A 24,094-nucleotide genomic window follows, 5' to 3' on the forward strand; every position below is an offset into this window, starting at 1 on the left:
GACTGAGCCGTAGACTGAATGCATACTATTTCACTGAAGCGCATACTGATTTATATCGTGTTGTTGGTCACCAGCTTCGCGCTTCTTGTCGGTTTTACCGTCAATATTATTAGCCAGGTTGCTCAGTACGAGAAGTCGCTGCATGAGCAGTCGCTTTCGTACGCCCGCATAGTTGCCGGCAATGCCGCCAGCAGTCTGGTGTTTAATGACAATGCAACCGAAAAGCAACGGCTAAACTCACTGCAAAACACCGACTTTATTCAGCACGTTCATGTCTACAAACTGGATGAAACCAGTAACGAGTTGACCTTTTTCTCCAGCTACAACAAACAGGGCCTGGCCCCTATTCCGGCGCGCTTTTCAAAACTTGACCGACTGACCACGCCGCAAATTCAGGACAACTACATTGAAGTGTCGCAGCCTGTGGTACTAGACGGTGAGGTTATAGGTTATGTTTATCTACGAGGCTCACTGGAGCAGGCCCGTTTATTTATGTGGCGCTCTATTGGCATAGCCGCTGTGGTATTTGTGCTGACACTGCTGCTTTGTTGGTTAGTGACTCTGCGTTTAAGAAAAACCATTGTGACACCGCTCGACTCTGTTGTGGACGTCATTTCTCAGGTAGCGCGGGACAAGAACTACTCCCTGCGCCTGGCGCCCTCACAGCTGGTAGAATTCGACATGATGGCTCACGCCTTTAATACCATGCTGGACAGGGTACAGCAGCATATCAGTCGTCAGCGCCGTGCCGAAGAAGAAGCCAGTCAGTTAAATACCGAGCTGGAACGGCAGGTAACACAGCGCACTCAGGCGCTGAAAGAATCGAACAGTGAGCTGTTAAAAACGCTGGAGCAGTTGCACCAGTATCAGGGACAACTGGTTGAGTCGGAGAAAATGGCGTCGCTGGGTGACATGGTTGCCGGCATTGCGCACGAAGTTAATACGCCCATTGGTTTGTCAGTAACGGCTTCAACCTTATTGCAGGACAAACTGACCGTTATGCAGGAAAAGTTTGACGAGAAACGCATTTCAACGTCTGAATTTGAGCGCTTTTTAAGTGATTGCGATGAAAACCTGCAAATTATTTATCGCAATTTAGGCCGCGCTGCTGACCTAGTCACCAGCTTTAAACAAGTGGCCGTTGACCAGTCATCGGAAGTGGATCGCGACATTCATATTCCGTCTTTTATGAACGATGTTCTTATTTCGGTTAAACCGCGACGCCTTGACCCAGAAAAATTCCCAATTCGAATTTCTTGCCCGGACAACCTCACGGTACGCGCTAAAGCCGGGCCGCTGAACCAGGTGCTGATAAACCTTATTGTGAACTCCATGGTCCACGCTTTTGACGGCTACGACCACGGGCAAATTGATATTACTTTTAGCATGCAGAACGACACCGAGCTGGAAATGGTTTACGCCGATAACGGTAAAGGCGTACCCAGTGATATCAGCCGTAAAATATTCGACCCCTTTGTCACCACCAAGCGAGGTTCCGGAGGCAGTGGTTTGGGTCTGCATTTAGTTTATAACCTGGTGACTCAGGTATTAGGCGGTAACATTCACTTCTTTAGTGAGGAAAAGAACGGAGTGGAGTTTATTGTTCGTTTTCCCGTCACTTTAGTCAGCAATGCTTGAAAAATCTCAAACAAAAGTCATAATGTAACGTCATAACTTTTATAAATATAAGTTCAACACCGTACGCACAGCGACGAACTTTCCGGGAAAATCAACGCTTATGAATGCCAGAATATTGATTGTTGAAGACGAAGTTGTTACTCGCCAGACTCTTACCCGTCTATTCCAACAAGAAGGCTACGAAGTTTTTGATGCTGCTGATGGCCTGCAAATGGAAAACATCATGCGTCAGGAACGTGTTGATGTAGTAATCATGGACGTTAACCTGCCAGGCAAAAATGGTCTGGAACTTGCCGAGTCATTACGCGAAAGCGACAACATTGGCTTAATTTTCTTAACCGGCCGCGACAGCGAAGACGACCGCTTATTGGCTCTGGAACTGGGTGCTGATGATTACCTCATTAAGCCTTACAATCCGAAAGAGCTGACTATTCGCGTACGCAATCTCTGCCGTCGCATTGAAGCTTCACGTTCAAGCAATCCGGTTGAAAACAACAGTGTTGAGTTCCAGTTCCACGGTTGGCGTTTAAACAGCGACAGTCGCTGCCTGTACTCACCGGAAAACCAGATGTTCCGTCTGCCGAAAAGTGAATACCGCGCGTTAGAGCTGTTTTTGTCAAACCCGGGCCGTATTCTTGACCGCGAAACACTGGTTAAACGTATGCTGGACCGCGAACTTCGTCCAAATGACCGTACAGTTGACGTTGCCATTCGCCGTATTCGTCGTCATTTCGAGTCACACCCGGAAACGCCAAACCTGATTACCACCATCCATGGTGAAGGTTATCGTTTTATTGGTGAGGTTGATCAGCAAGCTCAGTGATGCTTCGCTAACCAGGCGTCAATTTGCTGCCGGTGCGGAATGACCGCATCGGCCCATTCTATTAACAGGCGTTCTGCCACTGGCCATTCCCAGTCTTCTTTCTCTACCCTTTCCATGTTTTTTGACAGAGCCGTTAAACCGACCGAACTACAGGCACCTTTCACTTTATGTGCCTGCTTGCGTAACTCGTCTTCGTTGCGTTCTTTAGCTGCCTGATGCAGTAGCTTAGCGTAGCTTTGAATAATACCGTCAAAGGTTGTAAGGGTTGCTTTTATGCCCTCGGCACCCAGAGTATCCAGGTATTGTTGCAACAGTTCGGTATCGATATCCGATTTTTCTGCCATCTTTGTGTGCTCCATCAATCCAAAACCCTATCCTCGGCGTATTCCTGTTTTGAGTCAACCACTGTGCACAGTGCACAGATAGAATCGATTAGGGCAATCGGTGTCACCTGGTTAAATTCTGCGATATAATGCCCACCTTTAGACTGAGCCAACTTGATCAAGATCAATCTGGCCGGACAATATTCACGAGACTTGGAGTTCACAACGAATGCCAACAGTTATGCCCGACGTAGCCAACCAAACGCAGGCCCAGACAGAGGGAGCCCTCGATTGGGTTGGCATGAGCAACATTGAAGTTCCACTTATGGTAGCCGCCGCCGGCGTACCAGAGCGCCCTGTGGCCGCTAAAGTGGAAGCTTTCGTCAACCTGAAGAACCCGAAAACCAAGGGTATCCATATGTCTCGCTTGTATTTATTGCTGGACAAACTCTCGACCGAAGGTGAACTCAGTCATGATACTTTGAAGCAGCTGCTGAATGACTTTATTGAAAGTCATAAAGACATCAGTGATCAGGCCTTTATTAAGTTTGATTTTGACTACCACTTACGCCGCAAGTCGCTGATAAGCAAGAAGCAGGGATGGAAAGCTTACCCGGTGAGTTTAACCGGTCGCTACGATGCCGGAAAACTGAAGCTGGAGCTGTCTGTTGATGTGCCTTACTCGTCAACTTGTCCATGCTCAGCTGCGTTAGCGCGTCAGTTAATCCAGGACGCCTTTAGTGCCCAGTTTGCCGGTCAGGAACAAGTTGATGCGACAACTATGCACGAATGGTTAGGTTCAACCGAAGGTATTGTCGCTACACCACACAGCCAGCGTTCAATTGCTGAAGTTAAAGTGGCATTGAGCGAGAGCGTTACTGACTTTCCTATTGTGGAACTGATTGACGCTGTTGAAGATGCGCTGAAAACGCCGGTTCAGGCTGCAGTGAAACGTGAAGATGAGCAAGAGTTTGCCCGGTTGAACGGACAAAACCTGATGTTCTGTGAAGACGCATCGCGCCGCTTACAGCATCAGTTGAACCAAATGTCGCACTTCCGTGACTTCTGGCTACGAGTGAACCACTACGAGTCGTTGCACGCACACGATGCTGTCAGTGTCACCACCAAAGGTATTCCGGGTGGTTATTCAGCCTAACCCGGCTTAAATTAATTCCATAAGCAGCCATTAGTGGCACAGCTTTTGCTTCACACCTCACAGAGCGTCAATTTTCTGATGAGGTGTGAAAATGGAAATTATCTTGTTGTTGTTTGTTGTTGTATTAATTGCGGTGGCTGTTATTGCCAGCCGAATGTCCGAAAACTACGTCCCCTACCCTTATAGACTAAAAGATACGACCCTGTGCACGGCTCAGGAAGACCAATTTTTGACACTGCTGGAAAAGTCGGTCGGCGATGATTTCCGTATTTTCACTAAAGTCCGCTTAAGCGATATTGTTACCGTGCGTTCCGGCTTGTCGGCAACTGCCCGTAAAGACGCGCACAACAAAGCCAGCCAACGTATCCTTGACTATGTACTGTGCGACATTCACACCATGCAGGTAAAAGCTGCCATTGAGCTGGAACCCGGACAGTCTTCGTTGAACCAACAAAAACGTAATTTGTTTTTGAAAAATACGTTAGCCGCTGCCGGCTTGCCGTTCCTGCGCTTTAAAGCCAAGCCTGGCTACCGGGTAGCTGAACTGCACGACTACATTCATGGAAAAATTCGTCAGGCCGAGCATGTACGCGCTGCAGTACCAACCAATAGAGACAAAGATAACCAGCCGATTGCCGCTTAACCATGTCCGTGGCAGTATAGCTGCATGAACACGGAGCTTTTAAACGACATTCTGTTATCCCCTGTGACCCTCGCTCTGCTGGCATTGCTGGCAGAGCGCTGGTTCCCCTGGCCGGAACAATGGCATCCACTTGCCGTTTTCCGGCTAATGGCTTCCTACATGAGCGGCAAGGTGAACAAACCCGGACGCCCGGTCAGCCAACAACGTATTGCCGGTTTTCTGGCCTGGTTAACCATGTCACTGCTGGTGCTGCTGCCGGCGGCTATTGTCTTTGCCGGTGCCGAAGTGGAACTTGCCATTGGCTGGCTTATTCTATTGGTCAGTTTACGTCAGCACCCCGTTACTCATGCCGTGCGTCTGGCGGACAGTCACTTACAGCGGGGTCGTAAAAATGCCGCCCGCGCCTGGCTAAGCCGCGTAACCTGGCGCGACTGTGACTTACTCAGCGAACACGGCATTGCAAAAACCAGCCTGGAATTACGTGCCGCCAGTATTTTAGAGCACCGCTTCACCCCTTTATTCTTTTGGTTTATTGGGGGCCCTTTAGCAGCGATTGGCGTACGTACTGTCTATGAATTGACTCAGATATGGCCGATTGCTCAGGCCCGTTATCGTCATTTTGGTCTGGCAACTCACTGGCTTTACACCATAAGCCACTTTTTCCCTTCGTTTTTACTGTCGCTGGCAGCGCGTTTTATGGCGTTGTTTCAGCCCAACAAGCCCAAACTGCAGTCGCTAAACCGTAACTCGTTGTTCCCGACTGTGCTGCTCAGTTGGTTGCAGAGTTTCAGTTATTGTCACCGGGTAAGCCTGGGCGGGCCTATACAAGTTCAGGGAATTCGTATTGCGCGACAGCGTTTTGACGGCCGTCCGGCAGAGTTGTTATTGCCCCGGGCGCAGCGCTGGCAAAGGCAATGGCAGATCTTTTTCATTGCTTGTCTGGTTATTGCACTTTTTGCTCTGTTCATTTATCGACCCTGACCGACTCATCGGGTATACTACGCGCCCTAATAAGGCAACCATTTAATACTATGAAAACCATTGATGTAATCGGCATTGGCAATGCGCTGGTGGATCAGGAGTTTGAGGTCACTGATGACTTCCTCCAAAAGCACAATTTGAAAAAAGGCATGATGGAGCTGATTGACGAAGACGCTCAAAATACTCTGATTGCCGAGCTCAGCGAACTGGGTGAATTAAAAAAGCAGTGTGGGGGTGGCTCAGCCGCTAACTCGCTGGTGGCTTTTGCTCAGTTTGGCGGAAAAGCCTATTATTGTTGTAAAGTTGCAGACGATGAAGCCGGTATGTTTTACCGTCAGGACTTAGAACAAGTGGGTATTGAAACCAGCCTTAAAAAGCAGCAGAACCCGGGTATCACCGGTCGTTGCCTGGTCATGGTTACCCCGGATGCTGAACGCACTATGCGTACACACCTGGGCATTACCGCTGACTTGTCCACGGTTGAAATTGATGACCATGCGATTGCAGCAGCAAATTACCTTTATATTGAAGGTTATTTAATTACCTCGGAAATTGCCCGTGGTGCTATTCAGCATGCTAAAAAAGTGGCGCGCGATAACAACACCAAACTGGTTATGACCTGCTCTGACCCGGCAATGGTGAAATTTTTCCGCGACGGCATTGATGAAATTCTTGAGGGTGGCGTCGATTTAATGTTCTGTAACCGTGAGGAAGCAGAATTATTAACCGGTAAGGACGATCCTCAGGCGGCTTTAAGCGTATTACTAAAGCAGGCCGACACGGTTGCAATTACTCTGGGCAAAGATGGCGCCTTAATTGCTAACCGTGAGCGTCAGGTTCATGTTCCTGGGGTGCCGGTTAAAGCTATTGATACCAACGGTGCCGGCGATATGTTCGCTGGTGCTATGCTGTATGGTTTAACCCGTAATATGTCGTTAGAAGACGCAGGCCGTCTGGCCAGCCACGCGGCCGCTGAACTGGTTACCGAATTTGGTGCTCGACTGGATAAAGAGCGCCAACAGCAGTTAATTGAGCGTGTTATGAAGGCTCAAACCGCCTGAACTCATTACAAGTTCACCGACAAGATCACTGAAAAAGAGAGTCGCTATGAGTGTAGAAAATTCGCAAGACTACAAAGTTGCAGATATTAGCCTGGCAGAATGGGGTCGCAAGGAAATTGCGATTGCTGAGTCCGAAATGCCGGCGCTGATGACTATCCGCCGTAAATACGCTGACAGCAAACCACTGGCCGGAGCCCGCATTATTGGTTGTATCCATATGACCATTCAAACAGCCGTGCTGATTGAAACCTTGCTTGAGCTGGGCGCAGAAGTACGCTGGTCGTCGTGTAATATTTTCTCTACTCAGGACCACGCTGCTGCCGCTATGGCCGCTGCCGGTGTCCCGGTATTTGCCTGGAAAGGCGAAACTGAAGAAGAGTATGACTGGTGCTTAAAGCAAACTTGCCACAAAGACGGCGAGCTGTGGGATGCCAACATGATTCTGGATGACGGCGGTGATTTAACCCTGATGATCCACGACGAATTCCCACAAATGCTGGACAAAGTACACGGCATTACCGAGGAAACCACCACCGGCGTTCACCGCCTGCTGGACATGCTGGAAAAAGGCACTTTGAAAGTTCCGGCCATTAACGTGAACGACGCCGTAACTAAGTCAAAAAACGACAACAAGTACGGTTGCCGCCACTCGCTGAACGACGCCATTAAGCGTTCAACTGACCACTTATTGTCAGGTAAAAAGGCTCTGGTTGTTGGTTACGGTGATGTGGGTAAAGGTTCTGCCGCAAGTCTGCGTCAGGAAGGCATGATTGTTAAGATCAGCGAAATTGACCCAATTTGTGCTATGCAGGCTTGCATGGATGGCTTTGAAGTGGTTTCTCCTTACATTGACGGTAACAACAAAGGTAATGGCGAGAACATTAACAAAGACTTGTTGGGCAATACCGACCTGATTGTCACCACAACCGGTAATATGGACGTGTGTGACCGTTATATGCTGGCGGCACTTAAGCCTACCGCTCTGGTTTGCAACATTGGCCACTTTGACAACGAAATTGACACGGCCTTTATGCGCAAAAACTGGCGCTGGGAAGAAATTAAGCCACAGGTACACAAAATTTATCGCTCAGACGATGATAACGACTACCTGATTCTGCTGGCCGAAGGCCGCTTGGTGAACCTGGGCAACGCAACCGGTCACCCAAGTCGTATTATGGATGGCTCTTTTGCTAACCAGGTACTGGCGCAGATTCACTTGTTTGGACAAAAGTTTGCCGACATGGACAACAAGCAGCAGGAAGAATACCTGCGCGTAGAAGTTCTGCCGAAGCAATTGGACGAAGAAGTTGCACGTTACATGGTGCAGGGTTTTGGTGGCGTTATTACCAAGCTGACAGCGGATCAGGCCAACTACATTCACGTTGATGCAGAAGGTCCGTTTAAGACAGACGAGTACCGCTACTAATGAGCGATATCATTTATCGTGAAATAACGGCTGCCGATATGGCGGCCGTTATTGATCTGGCCAACGAAGTTCATGGTGACAACTACCTGAACGAAGACAGTTTTCAGCAGTATTTAGCCGGCGGTACCGTTGGTAACGTACAGTTGAACTGGATAGCTCTGCGCGGCGATACGCCTTTAGGTATACGAATTACCCTGGCGCCCGGACAATGGCCCATTGATGATTTTTGCACCCCTGACGCCTGGCCAATTCCGGCCGACAAACTGTGCTACTTTAAATGCGCCGCCGTATCGGAAAAGGCACGTGGCTTAGGCATAGGCAAAGAGTTGCTGTATCGCAGCATAGCTTCAGCCAAAGAGCTGGGCTGCCAGGGTGGCTTAGCGCATATTTGGATGCAAAGCCCCAAAAACAGCGCCTATGAATATTTCACCCGCTGCGGCGGTGAAATGATTAAACAACACGAAAAACGCTGGTACAAAGCCTCAGTAGAAGACGGCTACTATTGCCCTGTGTGCGACGGCACCTGCTACTGCGACGCCGGCGAAATGCTGCTGAAGTTCGATACGTAAGTCGAGCGCTGAGGTTGCATGGGCTATTGTGGAGGACGCCCGTGAATACATCCCTGTAGGGCTTGGGCAGCGCCATCCATGGCGCTGCACACCTCCACAATAGCCCATTGCAACCGTCGGGCGCGCTCTCTACCCGGCATCTCACGTAATCGCAGCAATTTATCGTAAACATGGATATGCTAGAAGGACAGGTCATTCACTTGAGAGCGTTACGAGTGTTGAAGGCCTCTGTGGCGGAGTGTCGAAGGCCATGGATGGCCTTCGTCAAGCCCTCATGGATGAGCTCGTCGCGTCTCCGCCACAGAGGCCTTCAATGCTCAAGCGAAGCAAGTGAATGACCTGTCCTTCTCTGCTTTAATAGGTGGTGATTATGTATGATCCTTTGGTTAATGAGCCTCCGGGGCCTCATGATGCTCCTGAGCCTAGTTATTGGCAGCAGCATACGCAGGCCAATTTTCCGGAGTGTGTTGATGCGCCGGAGGAAGTGGAGTTTGCTGTTGTTGGAGCTGGGTATACTGGTTTAAATGCAGCCCGGGTTCTGGCTGAAAACGGGCACTCTGTTGCGGTGTTTGAGGCTAACCAATTAGCCTGGGGGTGTTCCTCCCGTAATGCCGGTTTTGTGATGAAAAGTACCGGTAGACTGGGCTTGTCAGCCTGGGCGGAACGCCTGGGCAACGAAGTTGCGCAAGGCATTGCCGCCGAACACCAGAAAGCGCTGAAGCTGGTTGAGGAAACGGTACAGGGGTGCCCTCAGCATTGTCAGCGCCAAAACGGTGGTTATCTGAAAATAGCGCATAAACCCGGCGCCATTGATCCGTTAAAGAAACAGTATGACCAGCTCAAACAATTTAACCAGCCGGTGGAATGGCTGACGCAAGAGCAATTGAGCAACCTGGTTTCCAGCCCGCAGGCTCATGCGGCTTTACGCTTCACCGACTGCTTTGCTCTGAACCCTATGTTATTAGCTGCCGCCACCGCCCGACGGGCCGTTGCAGCCGGTGCGCAGTTAGTTGAGCACTGCCCGGTAACAAAGGCGGTGTCGCTTGGCGGCAAAGGCGTGTATTTGCAAACCGCTAAAGGCGCTGTACGCGCCCGTAAGCTGTTAGTTTGTTCTAACGGCTATACCTCAGGGCAATTACTGCCGGAGCTTGCCAGTCGCTCGCTACCGGTACTGTCGAGCATTATTACCACCCCACCTCTGAGTAAAGAGCAAGTTGAGAACATTAAACTGTCACCCCAGTACGCCATAATGGATACTCGCATACTGAAATACTACTTCCGCTTACTGCCGGATAACCGCTTATTGTTTGGTGGCCGCGGTGCCATACAGGGGAAAAATGCCGCTGATCCGGTTTATGCTAAACGTCTGCTAACGGCTCTGCACCAAACCTTTCCGCAACTGCGGGATATCAAAAAATGGGAACACTTCTGGAGTGGCTGGGTCAGTGTGTCACTGGACGATTACCCGCGGATAGGCAAAGTAAAAGACAATATCTACGCCAGCATGGGTTACTGCGGCGCCGGTGTTAGTTTCACCGCCTTAGCAGGCAAGCGACTGGCAGAAGCCGCCATGGAACAGCCCCTGCCCGAGCTACCGTACTACCAGTCACAACTAAAGCCCTTCCCACTACCGCGCTTCCGCCGCCTGGGCCAATGGCTCTACTACCACTACGGCCGCCTGCGCGACTGAGACGGGACAGGCTGCTCACTTGTTTCGCTTGAGCATTGAAGGTCGCTGTGGCGGAGACGCGACGAGCTCATCCATGAGGGCTTGACGAAGGCCATCCATGGCCTTCGACACTCCGCCACAGAAGCCTTCAACACTCGTAACGCTCACAAGTGAACAGCCTGCCCCTTTAGCCTCTCTCAACGGCTCAGATTAGCTTTTTATCTAAGGTGGAAGATAGCGAGCGCACCCAACGGTTACACAGGGCTATTGTGGAGGTGTGCAGCGCCATGGATGGCGCTGCCCAAGCCCTACAGGGATGTATTCACGGGCGTCCTCCACAATAGCCCTTGTAACCTCAGCGCTCGCTATTCTCCTCAGCTACAGGCCGAAGACGATTTTTTCGCTTTTGAGCATTCGGGCTATGTATTTCATCAGTAGCAGTGCGGCTGCCAGGGTCGCGATTGCGCTGATGACAGTTCCCATGACGTTGACATTTTCGCCGCGTATCAGCGACAAAAATGCCTGATGCTGACCGGTTAGCGGGAGATAGTACAGGATTGGGTTTTTAAGGCGTGCGAATTCCACACCAAAAGAAGCTGCCATTGGAATGATCAACAAAAAGCTGATGTAGGTTTGTGCTTCTTTGAAGTTCTTGGCCCGGAAGGATACGAACAACTGCAACGCGGTAGCAAAGAGAGCTAACGGCACCAGTAAAATGAACATCAACGCCATCATACCGACACTGAAATTCACATTCATGCCAATTTCGTGCAATGGCACGTAGGCAAAAATAATGGGAATGAGTACCAGTGACAATATTGCCCCAAACAATGAGAAGGTTGTTGCAGTCAGTGCTTTACCGGTCACGATATCCCAGGTACTTAGTGGCTGACTCAGCAGAAACTCCAGTGAGTTACGCTCGCGTTCACCTGCACTAATGTCTATGGCGACGTTCATGCCGGACCAGAACACGGACAGAATAATAAAGACCAGCACACTGCCCATGATCAGAGCCGCCTTTGAGCCACGGGTTGCCAGGTCCTGTTTCTGCAGTTGTACCGGCTGAATCACGCGTGGGTCGACGCCGCGCAGTGTTAAACGGTATGCGGCTATTTGGCTTGAATAAGCCTGCACTGCCTGCTCTACTCGTTTAATATCGGTTTGCTGCTTTTGTGCGGACCAGTCTGCCCGTAAAGTCACTTCTACCGGTTCTGCTTTACGAACGCTTTCCTGCCAGTTTTCAGGCAAAGTAAGGACTATAGGCGTTTCGGTTTTTGCCCATTCACCCTGCTTCTGGACGACGCCTCGTTCATTAAGAAAGTCAACCAGTTGTGGTGCGTTTTCTTCACCTTCAATAGTAATTTCAATGTCGGCTTTATCGGTCAGTTGCGTAATCAGAAAAAAGAATGCCACGGCCATTAACAGTGGTCCGAAAAAAGCATAAGACATAGCTGCCAGAACGGAACGCTTGTCTCGAATTGCATCACGAAATTCTTTTTTCCATACAGAGGTTAATGCACTCATCAGGCTGCTATCCCCTCGTCAGTACCAATTATCTTCACGAAGGCATCTTCCAGTTGTGGCTCGCCTGTCATGTCGCACAGCTCTTGTGGGGTTCCTTCTGCGGCAACTTTGCCGTTTGCCATAACCACCACCCGGTCACAAAGTGCAGCAACTTCCTGCATTACGTGGCTGGAAAACAGAATGCATGTACCCTGCGCACGCTGCTCACGCAGCACGTCTCGTAAAATACGGGTACTCATTACGTCCAGTCCGCGGCTGGGCTCATCAAGAATCAAGTGCTTAGGGCTATGCACCAGTGCCTGTGCCAACGCTACTTTCATTCTCTGGCCTTGCGAAAAACCGGCTGTACGTCTGTCGGCCAACTCTTTGATGTCGAGCTTTTCTATTACTTGTTCGACAGCTTGCTTTTGCTTGCTACCGGTAAGACCGTGAAGCCCGGCGAAGTAAGCCACTTGCTCACGTACCGTCAAACGCTCATAGAGGCCGAATTTGTCGGGGAATATACCCAGGTTGCGGCGGGCATCTATTGGGTTCTGATTAGCATCGACACCTTCAATTTCAGCTTTACCGGTATCGGCCTGCAGTAATCCGTAAATAATACGCAAACAAGTGGTTTTACCGGCGCCATTAGGGCCAAGGAGCCCGGTAATTTCACCGTCTTTTGCCTGAAACGAGAGCGAATCCAGCGCTTGCACATTTTTAAATGTTTTTGTCAGTGCATCTACGTTTATCATCCCTTATAGCCCCGCTGCATTTTGGTTCAGTACGAAAGGCTTAAGACTCTGCTTAGCTAAGCAACTGCCATCTATATTTTCGATTGAGGCCTGCTCAATAAAGTCCGCAACAAGCTGATTAGCGCATGTATGGCTGGCAATGGTATGGCCCGCGTTTGGCGCAACTAAATGCTTGCTGTTGGGTAAGGTCCGGTGCGCAATTTCACCCCACTCAGGCGGTGTTACCGGATCTAACTCACCAGATAATAACAATACCGGTTTGTCGCTAACGACAGGATCAGACCAGTAACCCGGTACACTCGATGAGCGCCAACCGGCACACATATCAACAAAGGCATCACCGGTGCGACTGCCAATAAATTGATTGTCGCCGTCTTGCTCAAGCAATTCTGGCGTGGCTCGTGGTAGGTCTTCAGAACAGACGACCGACAACATTAACCCCAAATAGATACTGCTTTGAGACATGGTGCCGCCCATGAGTCCAAGAATGGCGTGGTAGTCGCCTGCTGCAGCAGAATGGATAGCATAAGGTAAAAGCTGACGAGTATTCGGGTGGTATAAAGCCACTCGCATAATGGAGCTGAAGCGCCCTGGTGTCAGTTTAATTTCCAGAGGCTCGAAGGACAAAGGATCGCGTGTTTCCAATAAGATATCCTGAGCTTCAAGTTCAGCCATCACCTCATAGTATTCTTGTTCAAGGTTTGGAAACTTCTCGCGGCAAGCGGTTTGCTCGGTGCAGTCTTCTAACATGGCATCAAATGCGTCAGCACCATGTTGACCAAAAGGACCAATAACAACCTGAGGTGGTGCTATTGCATCTAAAGTAGCGGTACGAACTGAGCCTGGAGCTTCACGCAAATAAGTCAGCCCTACCCGGGTGCCGTATGATCCGCCATACAAGTTTAATTGCTCAATTCCTAAGTGTTCACGTACCCGTTCGAAGTCTTTTACCGCATTAACGGTGTGATATTGGGTTGTATCAGTATTAGGGTATTGCTTCAGGCATTCACGGCTCAACTCTGCAAGGTCTTGCTCATCGTCAGCACGAATGAGTTCATCTGGCCGCTCGATATCGCATTTCAACGGATGACTTTTCCCTGTGCCACGTTGATCGATTAAGAGAATATCCCGCTTCTGGCGCACTCCCTCAAACATTCGGGCTATCATTGGCGCAAGCTCTGTCGCCGCCTGCCCGGGCCCGCCTGCGAGAATAAGCATTGGGTCAGCCTTGGCGCCTTCCTGAACTGCCGGCAGTACGGCGTAATAAATACCGATATGCTTGCCTTCAGGCTGGTCATAATTTTCCGGAACTGACACCGTTCCACAATGCAATTGTTCCTGCACGCCGGGAAGATAACAGCTTGCAGCTTCGGTTGTTTTTGTCTGTGCCAAACTGCTAAGCGGCGTTAACCCCAATAACAGTAACGGCAAAGCTCGTGCCATCCATTGTTTCATAACGATTCCGTTTGTTTGCGTAACGGATCTATTGTCGTAGAGAACGGGGAAGAATTACAAGGTAAGTTACTGATTGAATTGTTAGAAGATGTAAAAAAGCCCGCAAACAGCGTTTGCGGGCTCTTGAAATACGCAATAAATCTTTTAATTAAAAGCCAGCGCGTTCTTTAATTGCCTGAGCGATGGCAGTGTCGCCATGACCGTTAGACTGAGCCCACTCGTAGTCACCTGAGTTTTGCAGTTCATCTACTGACAGACGACCAACGATGAAGCTACCAATTTCTTGTGAGCCGTTCGCCATTGCGAATTGCAGTAAGCTTTGTCCATTACACTGGATGCCGCTGTAAATATCACGTACACGGACACGAGAGTCACGCAGTTTCTTACGCATACGCATAGTGTCGTCACCTTGTACGTATGTGCATAAGCTCAAAGCTAATTCATTTGCTTCTGCGCTTTTTGAGAATGTTGCGCCTGTCGCTGCAACGGCAGCCATCAAGGTGCCTAATACAATCGCTTTCATGTAAAACCCCATCACAAGATTGTTCAAAAATTCATCAGGGATGATACTACGAACTTAAGCCTGCTGCAATGGCCTAAAATTGTTGTAAGTTACTGAATTTATAACTTCTTATTAACGTTTTCTGTCGAAAATAAGGGTACTGAAGTTATGTGAATTACGCTCATCGGCGGCAAAGTTTTGCCGCTCTATCTCTTGCCAGTCAGCGACTTGGAGATAGTCAGGGAAATAGGTATCGCCCTCAACATTTAGGTCTATTTTAGTAACATATAGTCGGTCTGCGAGTGGTAAAAATTTTTCATAAATTTTTCCTCCACCAATGACCATAAGTTCATCAACCGGTCCTGCAGCCGCAATAGCTTGTTGCACACCAGATACCCAGATGACCTGACTGTCCTGATTTTCCGAACGATCCGTTCGACGGCTTAGAACGATATTTTTGCGTCCGGGTAAAGGTCGGCCAATTGATTCAAAGGTTCGTCGACCCATAACAATTGGCTTACCCAAAGTAATTTTTTTGAAATACTGCAACTCATCCGGAAGATGCCATGGCATTTTATTGTCTTTGCCGATAACCCGGTTATCTGCCATTGCAACCACAAGTGAGATTTTCATTCAGCAATTCCCGTTATTTCTGATAAATCACTTCGACGTCGTGATCGTCATCATCGTCGTCTTCGTCATCCTGCTCTTCTTCCAGCACTTCTTCGTGGTAGGTATCCCACATAAACTCAACCGGATCGGCTTCTTCCTGTTGTTCCGTGCTAGGTGCAGGTAAGGTCTCAAGGTACGAGATAACCTCACGACAAAGAGCATCACTGCCGCGTCCTTCTAACGCCGCAATTTGGAATACCGGGCCGTCCCAGTCCAAAGCTTTAACCAGCTCATCGACTTTTTCCTGAACTTCTTCGTCCAGCAGTAAGTCGACTTTATTGATGACCAGCCAGCGCGGTTTTTCTGCCAGTTTAGGACTGTATTTTTCCAGTTCATTGATGATGATACGTGCCTGCTCTGCAGGGTCGGTTTCATCAAATGGTGCTAAGTCCACCAAATGCAGAAGTAAACGACAACGCTCCAGGTGTTTCAGGAAGCGAATACCCAGGCCAGCACCTTCAGCAGCACCTTCGATAAGACCCGGGATATCGGCAATAACGAAACTTTGATGCGGTGCCGGACGCACAACACCCAAATTAGGTATTAACGTGGTAAAGGGGTAGTCCGCTACTTTAGGACGCGCCGCTGAAACCGAACGAATAAAGGTCGATTTACCGGCGTTTGGCATACCCAGTAAACCCACGTCGGCCAGCAACATGAGTTCAAGTTTTAACGAGCGTACTTCACCCGGAGTACCATCGGTTTTCTGTCGGGGAGCACGGTTCACACTGCTTTTAAAACGTGTATTACCTAAACCATGGAAGCCGCCTTTGGCGACCATTAGCCGCTGACCATGTTGCGTCAAATCGCCAAGAACTTCGCCGGTGTCGACATCGGTAGCGCGAGTGCCCGGAGGAACCGGCAGCACAATATCGCTACCGCGTTTGCCCGTACAGTTTTTACCCATACCATTTTGCCCACGCTCCGCTTTATGGAAGCGCTCAAAACGATAATCGATAAGGGTATTCAGGTTTTCATCGGCTTGCAGGTAGACATCGCCACCATCGCCGCCGTCACCACCGTCGGGACCACCTTTGGGAATGTACTTCTCGCGACGGAAACTGATACAACCATTACCGCCGTCACCCGCATCTACGCGGACTTCTACTTCATCAACGAATTTCATCGCAATTTGCTACTTATCACTTAGAGAATACTGTGCAAAATTCTAGCACATATGAAAAAGCCCCGCCGTAAGGCAGGGCTTTCAGAACCGAAACTTTTCAGTTTATGTTCACGTTATTAGTCAGTAATAACGCTCACAAATTTACGGTTTTTGCTGCCCTTCACTTCAAAAGACACTTTGCCTTCTGAGGTTGCAAACAATGTATGGTCTTTACCAATACCTACGTTCGCTCCCGCGTGGAACTTAGTACCACGTTGGCGAACCAGGATGTTGCCTGCTAATACAGACTCACCACCGAAGCGCTTAACACCGAGACGTTTACTCTCTGAGTCGCGACCGTTTTTAGTAGAACCACCAGCCTTTTTATGTGCCATGTCGTTACTCCTTAATTAGCTGTTGATACCAGTGATTTTCACTTCCGTGAACCACTGACGATGGCCTTGTTGACGACGAGAGTGCTTACGACGACGGAACTTAACGATTTTAATTTTATCGCCACGACCGTGATCAATCACTTCCGCTTTCACTTTACCACCGGATACGAACGGAGCACCGATGTTTACATCGTTGCCGTCAGAAACCATCAAAACCTGGTCGAATTCAACTACATCACCGGTAGCTGCTTCCAGTTTTTCCAGGCGGACGATTTGGCCTTCAGACACACGGTGCTGCTTACCGCCACTTTGGAATACTGCGTACATATTATTCTCCACAACCCTATTGGGCATCCAAATTCAAATCAGGGCGCGAATTGTACGTAATCCCGCCAGCGATCGCAACCCTTTATTTGAACTTAAAGGCTACGCCATTTGCCGCGCTTTGAGTTTCCGCGCCGCTTTAAATAGTGTACCATCCCTTTTCCGTTAAATTTTGTAAATAAACAGATATCTATGATGGATATGCAGTCCATTAACGCATTAGCCAAAGACGATATGCTTGGCGTAAATGCTTTAATAGGTGAACAACTTCAATCGGACGTTGCCCTAATTAACCAGTTAGGCCTCTACATTGTCAACAGTGGTGGTAAACGCTTACGCCCACTGCTTGCCATATTAGCTTGCCGGGCTCTGGGTTATGAAGGTAACGATCACCGCAAACTTGCGACAATTATCGAGTTTATTCATACCGCGACCCTGCTGCACGACGATGTCGTCGATGAGTCGGAACTTCGCCGCGGACGCAAAACCGCTAATGCAGTGTTCGGTAACGAAGCCAGCGTATTAGTTGGTGACTTCCTTTATACCCGCGCTTTTCAGTTAATGGTCGATTTAGACTCCCTGCGGATTCTGCGGATTTTAGCGGATGCCACCAACGTTATTTCTGAAGGTGAAGTACTGCAGTTAATGAACTGCAACGACCCGGATACCTCAGAAGCCAGCTACTTCAATGTCATTTACGGCAAAACCGCCAAGCTGTTTGAAGCTGCTACCGAGTTAGCCGGTGTACTAACCGAACAGGATGCAAAGGTGACTCAGCAACTGGCCGATTACGGTCGTTACCTGGGTACTGCGTTTCAGTTGGTTGACGATTTACTGGATTACACCGCGGACAGTGAATCGATGGGCAAGAATGCCGGTGATGACTTAGCGGAAGGTAAGCCAACGCTGCCGTTGTTATACGCCATGTGGCACGGCAACGAAGTAGAACAAAAGCTAATTCGCGAAGCCATTGAACAAGGCGACGGACGTGAGCACTTACAAACCGTGCTAACCGCCATGGAGCGAACCGGAGCTTTGCAATACACTCGAGACAAAGCCTTAGAGGCCGCCGAACAAGCGCGTGAGTCCTTAAACGAACTCCCGGACTCCGACTACAAACAAGCCCTGCTCACCCTAACCCACCTGGCAGTCGACCGGGTGGCGTAGCAGGCTTGGAGAAAGGAAATGCCTTGGGGGAGCGGGTTCTGTTTCGGAGGACGCCCGCAAGTACTTCCCTGTAGGGCTTGGGTAGCGCCATCCATGGCGCTACACACCTCCGAAACAGAACCCTTCCCGCTTTAGGCATTTCCAATAAGCATCCATGGCCTTCGACACTCCGCCACGGAAACCTTCAACACTCGTAACGCTCGCAATCCAACAGCCTCCCCATCAACTATTTCCGTAGCCTGATAACTCACAACCAACACTCTGTTTCAGTTGAGATATTTAAATATTGAGCCTGTGTAAAATATCAGTGAGACACTCTTCAGCAAGCCGTGTGGAAGTATTGGGGTTGGTCAGTATTGGCGATATGCCATTGTGGGTTATCTGGAGAAAGTGTGCAGCGCCAAGGATGGCGCTGCCCAAGCCTTACAGGGACGTACTTGCAGGCGTCTTTCGGAAGATAACCTGCAATGGCCAGCCAATGCTGACCTGCCCCAATATTTTCAGAAGCGGATTGCTGAAAGCTTAGCTGGCGAAGTCGATGCCTTTTTGGATGTCGCCTTTCAGGCCGTCCAGCATTTCGTCCATGCATTTTTGTTCAAAGGCACTTAGCTTGCCGTAAGACAGAATTTCTTCGGCGCCATTTTTGCCTAAGCGTACTGGCTGTGCGAAGAACTTAGCGTTGTCGCCAGGGCCTTCTACGTAAGTGCACTCAATAGTGTCCTGACCTTGCAGGCCTTTCAGCAATGACAATGCAAAGCGTGCTGCTGCCTGACCCATAGACAGGGTTGCTGAACCGCCGCCGGCTTTTGCTTCAACGACTTCAGTACCTGCGTTCTGGATACGGTGAGTTAAGTCTTTGATTTCTTGCTCAGTAAACTCAACGCCTTCAACCTGAGACAGCAATGGCAGAATGGTTGTGCCGCTGTGGCCACCAATAACTGGCACGTTTACGTTTTCAGGGTTCAGACCACGTAGCTCGCCAACGAATGCTTCTGAACGGATAACGTCCAGAGTCGTTACACCAAACAGTTTGCGCTTGTCGTAGCAGCCTGCTTTTTTCAGGACTTCGGCAGCAATTGGTACTGTGGTGTTTACCGGGTTGGTGATGATTCCAACACAAGCGTCAGGGCAGTTGTCTGCAACGCCTTGTACTAAGTTTTTAACGATGCCGGCGTTCATGTTGAACAGGTCAGAGCGATCCATACCTGGCTTACGAGGTACGCCGGCAGGAATTAATACGATGTCGCTGCCAACTAATGCTGACGCAAGATCATCTTTACCGAAGCCTGTTACTTTCACGTCGGTAGGGATATGACTTAAGTCAACCGCTACACCTGGAACTACTGGCGCAACGTCATACAGCGATAATTCTGAACCTGCTGGTAACTGGGTTTTCAGAAGTAATGACAATGCCTGGCCGATACCACCGGCCGCACCTAATACGGCTACTTTCATCTCAGACTCCGTTTTTGTTAGTCAATTTTAACTGCATAAAAATGCAGAATTTGGCGCAAAACTGTACTCCAATATCACTAAAAATACAACTTTGCGCGGTACACATTCAGCACTCGAATAGCGCATCTATATGCAGTACACTGGGGGTTATTATAGCATGTAACCAGTATAGGAATTGAACTCTCTCATGGTGCAAGACACGTTACTCGAAGCTTTTAAAACCCTTCTTCGCGAAGAGCGTTATGGCTCACAAGGAGAAATTGTTAACGCCTTGAAAGCCGAGGGCTTTGATAACATTAGCCAGTCTAAAGTCTCGCGCATGTTGAGTAAGCAAGGCGCGGTTCGTACCCGCAATGCAAAGCAGGAAATGGTTTACTGCTTACCGCCGGATTTAGCAGTACCTTCCACTAAGGCACCATTAAGCCAGCTTGTACTGGATATTCAGCACAATGATGTCATGGTGATTATCCGCACCAGCCCGGGGGCTGCTCAGTTGATTGCCCGCTTGCTTGACTCTGTCGGTAAAAAAGAAGGTGTGCTTGGTACGATAGCCGGCGACGACACTATTTTTATCGCGCCGCTCAAAGTTGCTGATATCGACTTTACTCTGAAAAAGGTCCGGGAGTTATTCGCCAGTCAGGCGGTGTTACCTTCTTCCTGATCCGCGACTTCTTTGTTGTCTTCCATAAAACGCATTGAAGGAACAAAAAAGCCGCAGTTGGATACCGCTTGCGAATAATCCAGTAACGGATCGTAGGCCCCTTGTTCGTCGGCGTAATATCGATTTTTTAGCCACTGCACCACCATTTTCGGTGTGTGACTAAAATACATAGCGAGCAGCCCCTGTTCGCGCAGATCACCCCAGGGCATATTCTGCCGCAGTAAAGGAATGGGTTGTTCATTGCCATCCACTAGACGACTTTTGGCTGCATGTGTAACGCCTTCAATTTTAGCTTCGGATAAACGTTCGCCTGAGACTTTTTCACGTCCCATGAGTTGCTCTTGTTTTTCCGGGCCCAGGTAGTCCCAGCGGCGTAAGTCGTGACGAAACTTTTGTACGAACAAATAACTGCCATCCACAAAGTCGGCATCGTCTTTTTCTTCTACTAATGCCACCTTACGTTTGCTCATGCCCCTGGGGTTGTCAGGCGCATCGATAAAACCGGTCAAGTCGCGGCCGTCGAGATAACGGAAGGAACGAATTTGCTCGACCACTTCAATGTCATAACCGAACCATTCAATTAACGTGCGTCCGGCCAGGTAGTTAGCATCGAAGCGGTCACAACGAATTTGAATGATGAGATCATAAGGGTGTCTTGGTGCTTCCCGGTCGCCGTCGGAAAGTTCGGGGAAAGCCTGCAAGTGAAGTGGCTTCTTGTGTGGGTAGAGAATGTCCCAGTAATCGGCGCCTATGCCGACAAAGCCTGTTAACATGGCTTCTGAGAAGCGGGCGTCAAGATCGCGTAAAATGGCTGGAAAGCGAGCCAGTTTACGGCGTAAACTTTCAACGTCGTCGCTCATGACATGACAAAACAACGTCAGACCATGCAGATTAGGTTCCGCGTAGACTCCTGACTGAGCTTTATCCACCCTATTCTCCCGTTTAACTGTTATTTTTGTGTGTTCGTTCTATTCGCTTTTACATTAAATAGCGCACGAGGCATTATAGAATGCCTGTATTCGTTATGACACCGCAAGGAAAAATCATGCGTAATCTGATACTTATTTTTGGTTTGCTTGGCATTACTGCCTGCACCACCACAACTGATAACCAAGTCCAGCGTAGCAGCACACAGCAACAAAGCCCGGCTGCTGAGTTTCATCAGTTGGCTGACACTATCTGGGAAGAACTGAATGAGTCCAGCGATACCGAGCTGGCCGATATGTCACCGGAAGCCTTAGAGCAACGTTACCAACAACGCTCTGAATGGCTTGAACAGCTGAACGCCGTTAACCTTAACGAGCTAAGCCGGGATGACCAGATAAACCATGCAATGATTCACTACACCTTAAAAAACAAGGTCGATGAGTACCGCTTTAATGCGCACTATATGCCATTAACCGCAGAAGGTAGTTTTCATAGCTCCTTAGCTTTTATGCCGTCATACACATCGTTTTCATCGGCGGAAGACTACCAGAATTACATAGCAAAACTGCGCTCAATTCCTCGTTACATGGAGCAGCAGACTCATTGGTTGCGTAAAGCGATTGAAGAGGGTTACACCCAGCCTGCAGCCGCTATGGCCGGTTTTGAAGAAAGTATATTGGCTTACATTGTGCAGGATGCTAAAGAGAGCGTTTATTTCTCTCCTTTTGCACAACAGCCGAGCTTTGTTGATAGCGAACAATGGGAGCAACTTAAAGGCGATGCATTAACCGCTATTGATGATCAGGTAATGCCAGCTTACGACGACTACTTTACCTTTATGGTTACCGAGTACTTGCCAAGTGCACGTGACAGCATTGGTGCCAGCGAGCTACCCAATGGGGACGACTTTTATCAGAACCGTATTAAGCATTACACCACGCTGGATATGACCGCTGACGAAATTCATGAAATTGGTCTGCAGGAAGTTGCGCGCATTCGCGGTGAAATGCTGGAAGCCATTGAAGCAACCGGCTTTGATGGTGACTTTGACGAGTTTGTTGAGTTTTTACGTACCGACGACCAGTTCTATCCGGAAACAGCAGAAGAGTTACTCCAGTACGCCGCCTGGATAGCGAAGAAAATGGACGGTGAACTGCCTAAGCTGTTCAAAACCCTGCCGCGTAAGCCTTATGGCATAGCTCCGGTTCCGGCTGAGATAGCACCGAAATACACAACCGGCCGCTACTCCGGAACCAACCGCGATGATCGCGCTGGTTTTTATTGGGTGAATACCTACGCGTTAGACCGCCGTCCTCTCTACCAGATGGAAGCACTGACACTGCACGAAGCGGTACCGGGTCATCATTTACAAAACGCGATTGCGGGTGAGTTAGAAGACTTACCGGAATACCGTCAGCAGACCTACATTTCAGCTTTCGGTGAAGGCTGGGGTCTTTACTCTGAGTATTTAGGTCTGGAAGCCGGGTTCTATGAAGACCCTTACAGTAACTTTGGTCGTTTAAGCTATGAAATGTGGCGTGCCGCACGTCTAGTGGTGGATACCGGTATGCACGCTAAAGGCTGGAGCCGTGAGCGGGCAATGGACTTTATGGCCAACAACACAGCATTGTCACTGCATAACGTGAAAACCGAAATTGACCGTTACATTACCTGGCCTGCCCAAGCGCTTTCATACAAGCTTGGCGAACTTACCATTAAGCGTTTACGCAACGAAGCAGAACAGCAGTTGGGTGATAAGTTCGACATTCGTGAATTCCACGATGCAGTACTGGAAAACGGCAGCGTGCCACTGAAAGTACTCGAGCAACACATCAACGACTGGATTGCTGAACAGAAATAGAACAGACCCCCCGCTATCAGGTAGGGGCAGGTTTTTCACTTATTTCGCTTGAGCATTGAGTACTTCTGTGACGGAGACGCTACGAGCTCATCCATGAGGGCTTGACGAAGGCCATCCATGGCCTTCGACACTCCGCCACAGAAGTACTCAACACTCATAACGCTCACAAGTGAAAAACCTGCCCTATCGACTTACGAACACACCGCTGACCAACACAGAACAATGACGTATCAGTTTTATTGCGCAGAGATCTCACTACAAAATCGTTATCTGGTAAACCAGCTCTTGGGTATTCTGTTTCTGTCGCAGAAAGGCCATGACGTAACTCGTTTTATCTTTCTCATCCAGACGAAATAAGATCTTATAATTATCTACTAGCATTACTCGATAGTCAGTGATACCTAACGTCTCAAGTTCATGAGAAATGGGGAATTGCAAAGGGTTATCGCCGAGTTTATTGGTGGCGAAATCAAGAAGTTGATGACCTAATCTAATAGCTTCTTCCTGGCCCAGAAAAGATTTCATATAGCGGGTTAAAACAGCCAGAGTCTTATAACTGAGCTCCGTAAAATGAACATCGTAGTTCATAACTGAGGACTAAAGCTCAAACTTCTTTGTACTGAGTTCACGCTCTAGCCTTTCTCTTGCTTCGCTAAGAGATAGAAGATTCTGATTTCGAATATCCCGTTCAGCCAGATTCATCAATTTAAGTGTCGCGATAGCTTCGTCTCTCTGTCGAGCGCTGGCTTCTGACTCAATACGGTATACCGGATTTCCACCCTGAGTGACAACAATAGGCTCTTCGACATTCAGTGACGCCGCATTTTGCTTAATGTAACTAATGGTTTTTATCTGCATAGCTCTCTCCCGACTGAACAGTCTAAATATAGACTATAAAAAGACCACCCGCAAGTCAGGATATCTCACCTGATGTGAACATCAGGCTACTGAATATCGGACACAAAAAAACCGCCGAAGCGGTTTTATAAGTTGCTAATGAGTGCGATCAACGGTTGCGAGGAC

The 24,094-nt window shown here is 49.0% G+C and carries 25 protein-coding genes; 12 read left to right on the top strand and 13 right to left on the bottom strand.

What is annotated here, in order from left to right:
• The first annotated feature begins 18 nt into the window (after nt 1-18).
• Both BM359_RS08740 and arcA read left to right on the top strand, forming a co-directional pair.
• Nucleotides 19-1,638, top strand: a complete 1,620-nt coding sequence (locus tag BM359_RS08740; protein ID WP_054491170.1) for an ATP-binding protein — start codon at nt 19-21, stop codon at nt 1,636-1,638.
• 100 nt (nt 1,639-1,738) lie between these two features.
• Complete coding sequence (arcA, locus tag BM359_RS08745) at nt 1,739-2,461, top strand: two-component system response regulator ArcA (RefSeq protein ID WP_054491171.1); 723 nt, start codon at nt 1,739-1,741, stop codon at nt 2,459-2,461.
• On the opposite strand, the gene BM359_RS08750 is transcribed toward arcA, so the two are convergent.
• On the bottom strand, nt 2,455-2,805 hold the full coding sequence (locus BM359_RS08750) for an Hpt domain-containing protein (protein WP_054491172.1): 351 nt from the start codon (nt 2,803-2,805) through the stop codon (nt 2,455-2,457). The two genes, arcA and BM359_RS08750, sit on opposite strands and share 7 nt — an antisense overlap.
• A gap of 208 nt (nt 2,806-3,013) precedes the next feature.
• Here BM359_RS08750 and folE2 point away from each other — a divergent pair, with 208 nt between their 5' ends.
• From folE2 to BM359_RS08785, 7 genes are all read left to right on the top strand, one after another.
• Entirely contained in the window at nt 3,014-3,940 is a 927-nt protein-coding gene (gene folE2, locus BM359_RS08755; RefSeq protein ID WP_054491173.1) for a GTP cyclohydrolase FolE2, read from the top strand.
• A gap of 91 nt (nt 3,941-4,031) precedes the next feature.
• A complete protein-coding gene (locus BM359_RS08760) occupies nt 4,032-4,583 on the top strand; it encodes a DUF2726 domain-containing protein (RefSeq protein ID WP_054491174.1) in 552 nt (183 codons plus the stop codon).
• A gap of 24 nt (nt 4,584-4,607) precedes the next feature.
• Nucleotides 4,608-5,564 carry a cobalamin biosynthesis protein CobD/CbiB gene (locus BM359_RS08765; RefSeq protein WP_054491175.1) on the top strand — a complete coding sequence of 319 codons (957 nt, stop codon included), beginning with the start codon at nt 4,608-4,610 and terminating at the stop codon, nt 5,562-5,564.
• Between the two features lie 50 nt (nt 5,565-5,614).
• A complete protein-coding gene (locus BM359_RS08770; RefSeq protein WP_054491176.1) occupies nt 5,615-6,625 on the top strand; it encodes an adenosine kinase in 1,011 nt (336 codons plus the stop codon).
• A 46-nt stretch (nt 6,626-6,671) separates the two neighbouring features.
• Nucleotides 6,672-8,051 carry an adenosylhomocysteinase gene (ahcY, locus tag BM359_RS08775; RefSeq protein ID WP_054491177.1) on the top strand — a complete coding sequence of 460 codons (1,380 nt, stop codon included), beginning with the start codon at nt 6,672-6,674 and terminating at the stop codon, nt 8,049-8,051.
• A complete protein-coding gene (locus BM359_RS08780; RefSeq protein ID WP_054491178.1) occupies nt 8,051-8,620 on the top strand; it encodes a GNAT family N-acetyltransferase in 570 nt (189 codons plus the stop codon). The genes ahcY and BM359_RS08780 overlap by 1 nt, the downstream gene beginning before the upstream one ends.
• 370 nt (nt 8,621-8,990) lie before the next feature.
• The gene (locus BM359_RS08785; RefSeq protein ID WP_054491343.1) at nt 8,991-10,310 is read left to right on the top strand and encodes an NAD(P)/FAD-dependent oxidoreductase; all 1,320 of its coding nucleotides are present in this window, start codon (nt 8,991-8,993) and stop codon (nt 10,308-10,310) included.
• Between the two features lie 357 nt (nt 10,311-10,667).
• On the opposite strand, the gene BM359_RS08790 is transcribed toward BM359_RS08785, so the two are convergent.
• The 8 genes from BM359_RS08790 to rplU all read right to left on the bottom strand — a co-directional run bounded on the left by BM359_RS08790 (nt 10,668) and on the right by rplU (nt 17,003).
• Complete coding sequence (locus tag BM359_RS08790; RefSeq protein WP_054489958.1) at nt 10,668-11,813, bottom strand: ABC transporter permease; 1,146 nt, start codon at nt 11,811-11,813, stop codon at nt 10,668-10,670.
• Nucleotides 11,813-12,547: an ATP-binding cassette domain-containing protein gene (locus tag BM359_RS08795; RefSeq protein WP_054489956.1), complete on the bottom strand. Its 735-nt coding sequence runs from the start codon at nt 12,545-12,547 to the stop codon at nt 11,813-11,815. Before BM359_RS08795 ends, BM359_RS08790 begins: the two co-directional genes overlap by 1 nt.
• 3 nt (nt 12,548-12,550) lie before the next feature.
• A complete protein-coding gene (locus tag BM359_RS08800) occupies nt 12,551-14,002 on the bottom strand; it encodes an alpha/beta hydrolase (protein ID WP_054489954.1) in 1,452 nt (483 codons plus the stop codon).
• Between the two features lie 148 nt (nt 14,003-14,150).
• Nucleotides 14,151-14,525, bottom strand: coding sequence for a DUF3718 domain-containing protein (locus tag BM359_RS08805; RefSeq protein ID WP_054489952.1), 375 nt, complete (start codon nt 14,523-14,525; stop codon nt 14,151-14,153).
• Nucleotides 14,526-14,636: 111 nt separating this feature from the next.
• Nucleotides 14,637-15,137, bottom strand: coding sequence for a type 3 dihydrofolate reductase (gene folA, locus BM359_RS08810; RefSeq protein ID WP_054489951.1), 501 nt, complete (start codon nt 15,135-15,137; stop codon nt 14,637-14,639).
• Between the two features lie 13 nt (nt 15,138-15,150).
• A complete protein-coding gene (cgtA, locus tag BM359_RS08815; RefSeq protein ID WP_054489949.1) occupies nt 15,151-16,302 on the bottom strand; it encodes an Obg family GTPase CgtA in 1,152 nt (383 codons plus the stop codon).
• Nucleotides 16,303-16,418: 116 nt separating this feature from the next.
• On the bottom strand, nt 16,419-16,676 hold the full coding sequence (gene rpmA, locus BM359_RS08820; RefSeq protein WP_054489947.1) for a 50S ribosomal protein L27: 258 nt from the start codon (nt 16,674-16,676) through the stop codon (nt 16,419-16,421).
• A gap of 15 nt (nt 16,677-16,691) precedes the next feature.
• Nucleotides 16,692-17,003, bottom strand: a complete 312-nt coding sequence (gene rplU / locus BM359_RS08825; RefSeq protein WP_011233736.1) for a 50S ribosomal protein L21 — start codon at nt 17,001-17,003, stop codon at nt 16,692-16,694.
• Nucleotides 17,004-17,195: 192 nt separating this feature from the next.
• Between rplU and ispB the strand changes: the two genes are divergently transcribed.
• Nucleotides 17,196-18,167, top strand: a complete 972-nt coding sequence (gene ispB / locus BM359_RS08830; RefSeq protein WP_054489976.1) for an octaprenyl diphosphate synthase — start codon at nt 17,196-17,198, stop codon at nt 18,165-18,167.
• Nucleotides 18,168-18,689: 522 nt separating this feature from the next.
• On the opposite strand, the gene mdh is transcribed toward ispB, so the two are convergent.
• Nucleotides 18,690-19,622 carry a malate dehydrogenase gene (gene mdh / locus BM359_RS08835; RefSeq protein WP_054489946.1) on the bottom strand — a complete coding sequence of 311 codons (933 nt, stop codon included), beginning with the start codon at nt 19,620-19,622 and terminating at the stop codon, nt 18,690-18,692.
• A 187-nt stretch (nt 19,623-19,809) separates the two neighbouring features.
• Between mdh and argR the strand changes: the two genes are divergently transcribed.
• Nucleotides 19,810-20,283 (top strand): transcriptional regulator ArgR, encoded by a 474-nt coding sequence (gene argR / locus BM359_RS08840; protein ID WP_054489943.1) that lies wholly within the window; start codon nt 19,810-19,812, stop codon nt 20,281-20,283.
• On the opposite strand, the gene BM359_RS08845 is transcribed toward argR, so the two are convergent.
• Nucleotides 20,259-21,212 (bottom strand): Dyp-type peroxidase, encoded by a 954-nt coding sequence (locus tag BM359_RS08845; RefSeq protein ID WP_054489941.1) that lies wholly within the window; start codon nt 21,210-21,212, stop codon nt 20,259-20,261. The genes argR and BM359_RS08845 overlap by 25 nt on opposite strands.
• Nucleotides 21,213-21,328: 116 nt before the next feature.
• Between BM359_RS08845 and BM359_RS08850 the strand changes: the two genes are divergently transcribed.
• Nucleotides 21,329-23,071 carry a DUF885 domain-containing protein gene (locus BM359_RS08850; protein ID WP_054489939.1) on the top strand — a complete coding sequence of 581 codons (1,743 nt, stop codon included), beginning with the start codon at nt 21,329-21,331 and terminating at the stop codon, nt 23,069-23,071.
• A 255-nt stretch (nt 23,072-23,326) separates the two neighbouring features.
• Here the strand turns inward: BM359_RS08850 and BM359_RS08855 are convergent, their stop codons facing one another.
• Entirely contained in the window at nt 23,327-23,659 is a 333-nt protein-coding gene (locus tag BM359_RS08855) for a hypothetical protein (protein WP_054489937.1), read from the bottom strand.
• Between the two features lie 9 nt (nt 23,660-23,668).
• Nucleotides 23,669-23,929 carry a protein kinase family protein gene (locus BM359_RS08860; RefSeq protein ID WP_054489935.1) on the bottom strand — a complete coding sequence of 87 codons (261 nt, stop codon included), beginning with the start codon at nt 23,927-23,929 and terminating at the stop codon, nt 23,669-23,671.
• Nucleotides 23,930-24,094 lie beyond the last annotated feature (165 nt).

It is taken from the genome of Idiomarina abyssalis (assembly GCF_900116625.1).
GTDB lineage: Bacteria > Pseudomonadota > Gammaproteobacteria > Enterobacterales > Alteromonadaceae > Idiomarina > Idiomarina abyssalis.

Excerpts from the sequence above, each read along its gene's own strand:
- BM359_RS08740 (WP_054491170.1), top strand. The coding sequence starts at position 19 with ATGCATACTATTTCACTGAAGCGCATACTGATTTATATCGTGTTGTTG.
- arcA (WP_054491171.1), top strand. The coding sequence starts at position 1,739 with ATGAATGCCAGAATATTGATTGTTGAAGACGAAGTTGTTACTCGCCAG.
- BM359_RS08750 (WP_054491172.1), bottom strand. The coding sequence starts at position 2,805 with ATGGCAGAAAAATCGGATATCGATACCGAACTGTTGCAACAATACCTG.
- folE2 (WP_054491173.1), top strand. The coding sequence starts at position 3,014 with ATGCCAACAGTTATGCCCGACGTAGCCAACCAAACGCAGGCCCAGACA.
- BM359_RS08760 (WP_054491174.1), top strand. The coding sequence starts at position 4,032 with ATGGAAATTATCTTGTTGTTGTTTGTTGTTGTATTAATTGCGGTGGCT.
- BM359_RS08765 (WP_054491175.1), top strand. The coding sequence starts at position 4,608 with ATGAACACGGAGCTTTTAAACGACATTCTGTTATCCCCTGTGACCCTC.
- BM359_RS08770 (WP_054491176.1), top strand. The coding sequence starts at position 5,615 with ATGAAAACCATTGATGTAATCGGCATTGGCAATGCGCTGGTGGATCAG.
- ahcY (WP_054491177.1), top strand. The coding sequence starts at position 6,672 with ATGAGTGTAGAAAATTCGCAAGACTACAAAGTTGCAGATATTAGCCTG.
- BM359_RS08780 (WP_054491178.1), top strand. The coding sequence starts at position 8,051 with ATGAGCGATATCATTTATCGTGAAATAACGGCTGCCGATATGGCGGCC.
- BM359_RS08785 (WP_054491343.1), top strand. The coding sequence starts at position 8,991 with ATGTATGATCCTTTGGTTAATGAGCCTCCGGGGCCTCATGATGCTCCT.
- BM359_RS08790 (WP_054489958.1), bottom strand. The coding sequence starts at position 11,813 with ATGAGTGCATTAACCTCTGTATGGAAAAAAGAATTTCGTGATGCAATT.
- BM359_RS08795 (WP_054489956.1), bottom strand. The coding sequence starts at position 12,547 with ATGATAAACGTAGATGCACTGACAAAAACATTTAAAAATGTGCAAGCG.
- BM359_RS08800 (WP_054489954.1), bottom strand. The coding sequence starts at position 14,002 with ATGAAACAATGGATGGCACGAGCTTTGCCGTTACTGTTATTGGGGTTA.
- BM359_RS08805 (WP_054489952.1), bottom strand. The coding sequence starts at position 14,525 with ATGAAAGCGATTGTATTAGGCACCTTGATGGCTGCCGTTGCAGCGACA.
- folA (WP_054489951.1), bottom strand. The coding sequence starts at position 15,137 with ATGAAAATCTCACTTGTGGTTGCAATGGCAGATAACCGGGTTATCGGC.
- cgtA (WP_054489949.1), bottom strand. The coding sequence starts at position 16,302 with ATGAAATTCGTTGATGAAGTAGAAGTCCGCGTAGATGCGGGTGACGGC.
- rpmA (WP_054489947.1), bottom strand. The coding sequence starts at position 16,676 with ATGGCACATAAAAAGGCTGGTGGTTCTACTAAAAACGGTCGCGACTCA.
- rplU (WP_011233736.1), bottom strand. The coding sequence starts at position 17,003 with ATGTACGCAGTATTCCAAAGTGGCGGTAAGCAGCACCGTGTGTCTGAA.
- ispB (WP_054489976.1), top strand. The coding sequence starts at position 17,196 with ATGGATATGCAGTCCATTAACGCATTAGCCAAAGACGATATGCTTGGC.
- mdh (WP_054489946.1), bottom strand. The coding sequence starts at position 19,622 with ATGAAAGTAGCCGTATTAGGTGCGGCCGGTGGTATCGGCCAGGCATTG.
- argR (WP_054489943.1), top strand. The coding sequence starts at position 19,810 with ATGGTGCAAGACACGTTACTCGAAGCTTTTAAAACCCTTCTTCGCGAA.
- BM359_RS08850 (WP_054489939.1), top strand. The coding sequence starts at position 21,329 with ATGCGTAATCTGATACTTATTTTTGGTTTGCTTGGCATTACTGCCTGC.
- BM359_RS08855 (WP_054489937.1), bottom strand. The coding sequence starts at position 23,659 with ATGAACTACGATGTTCATTTTACGGAGCTCAGTTATAAGACTCTGGCT.
- BM359_RS08860 (WP_054489935.1), bottom strand. The coding sequence starts at position 23,929 with ATGCAGATAAAAACCATTAGTTACATTAAGCAAAATGCGGCGTCACTG.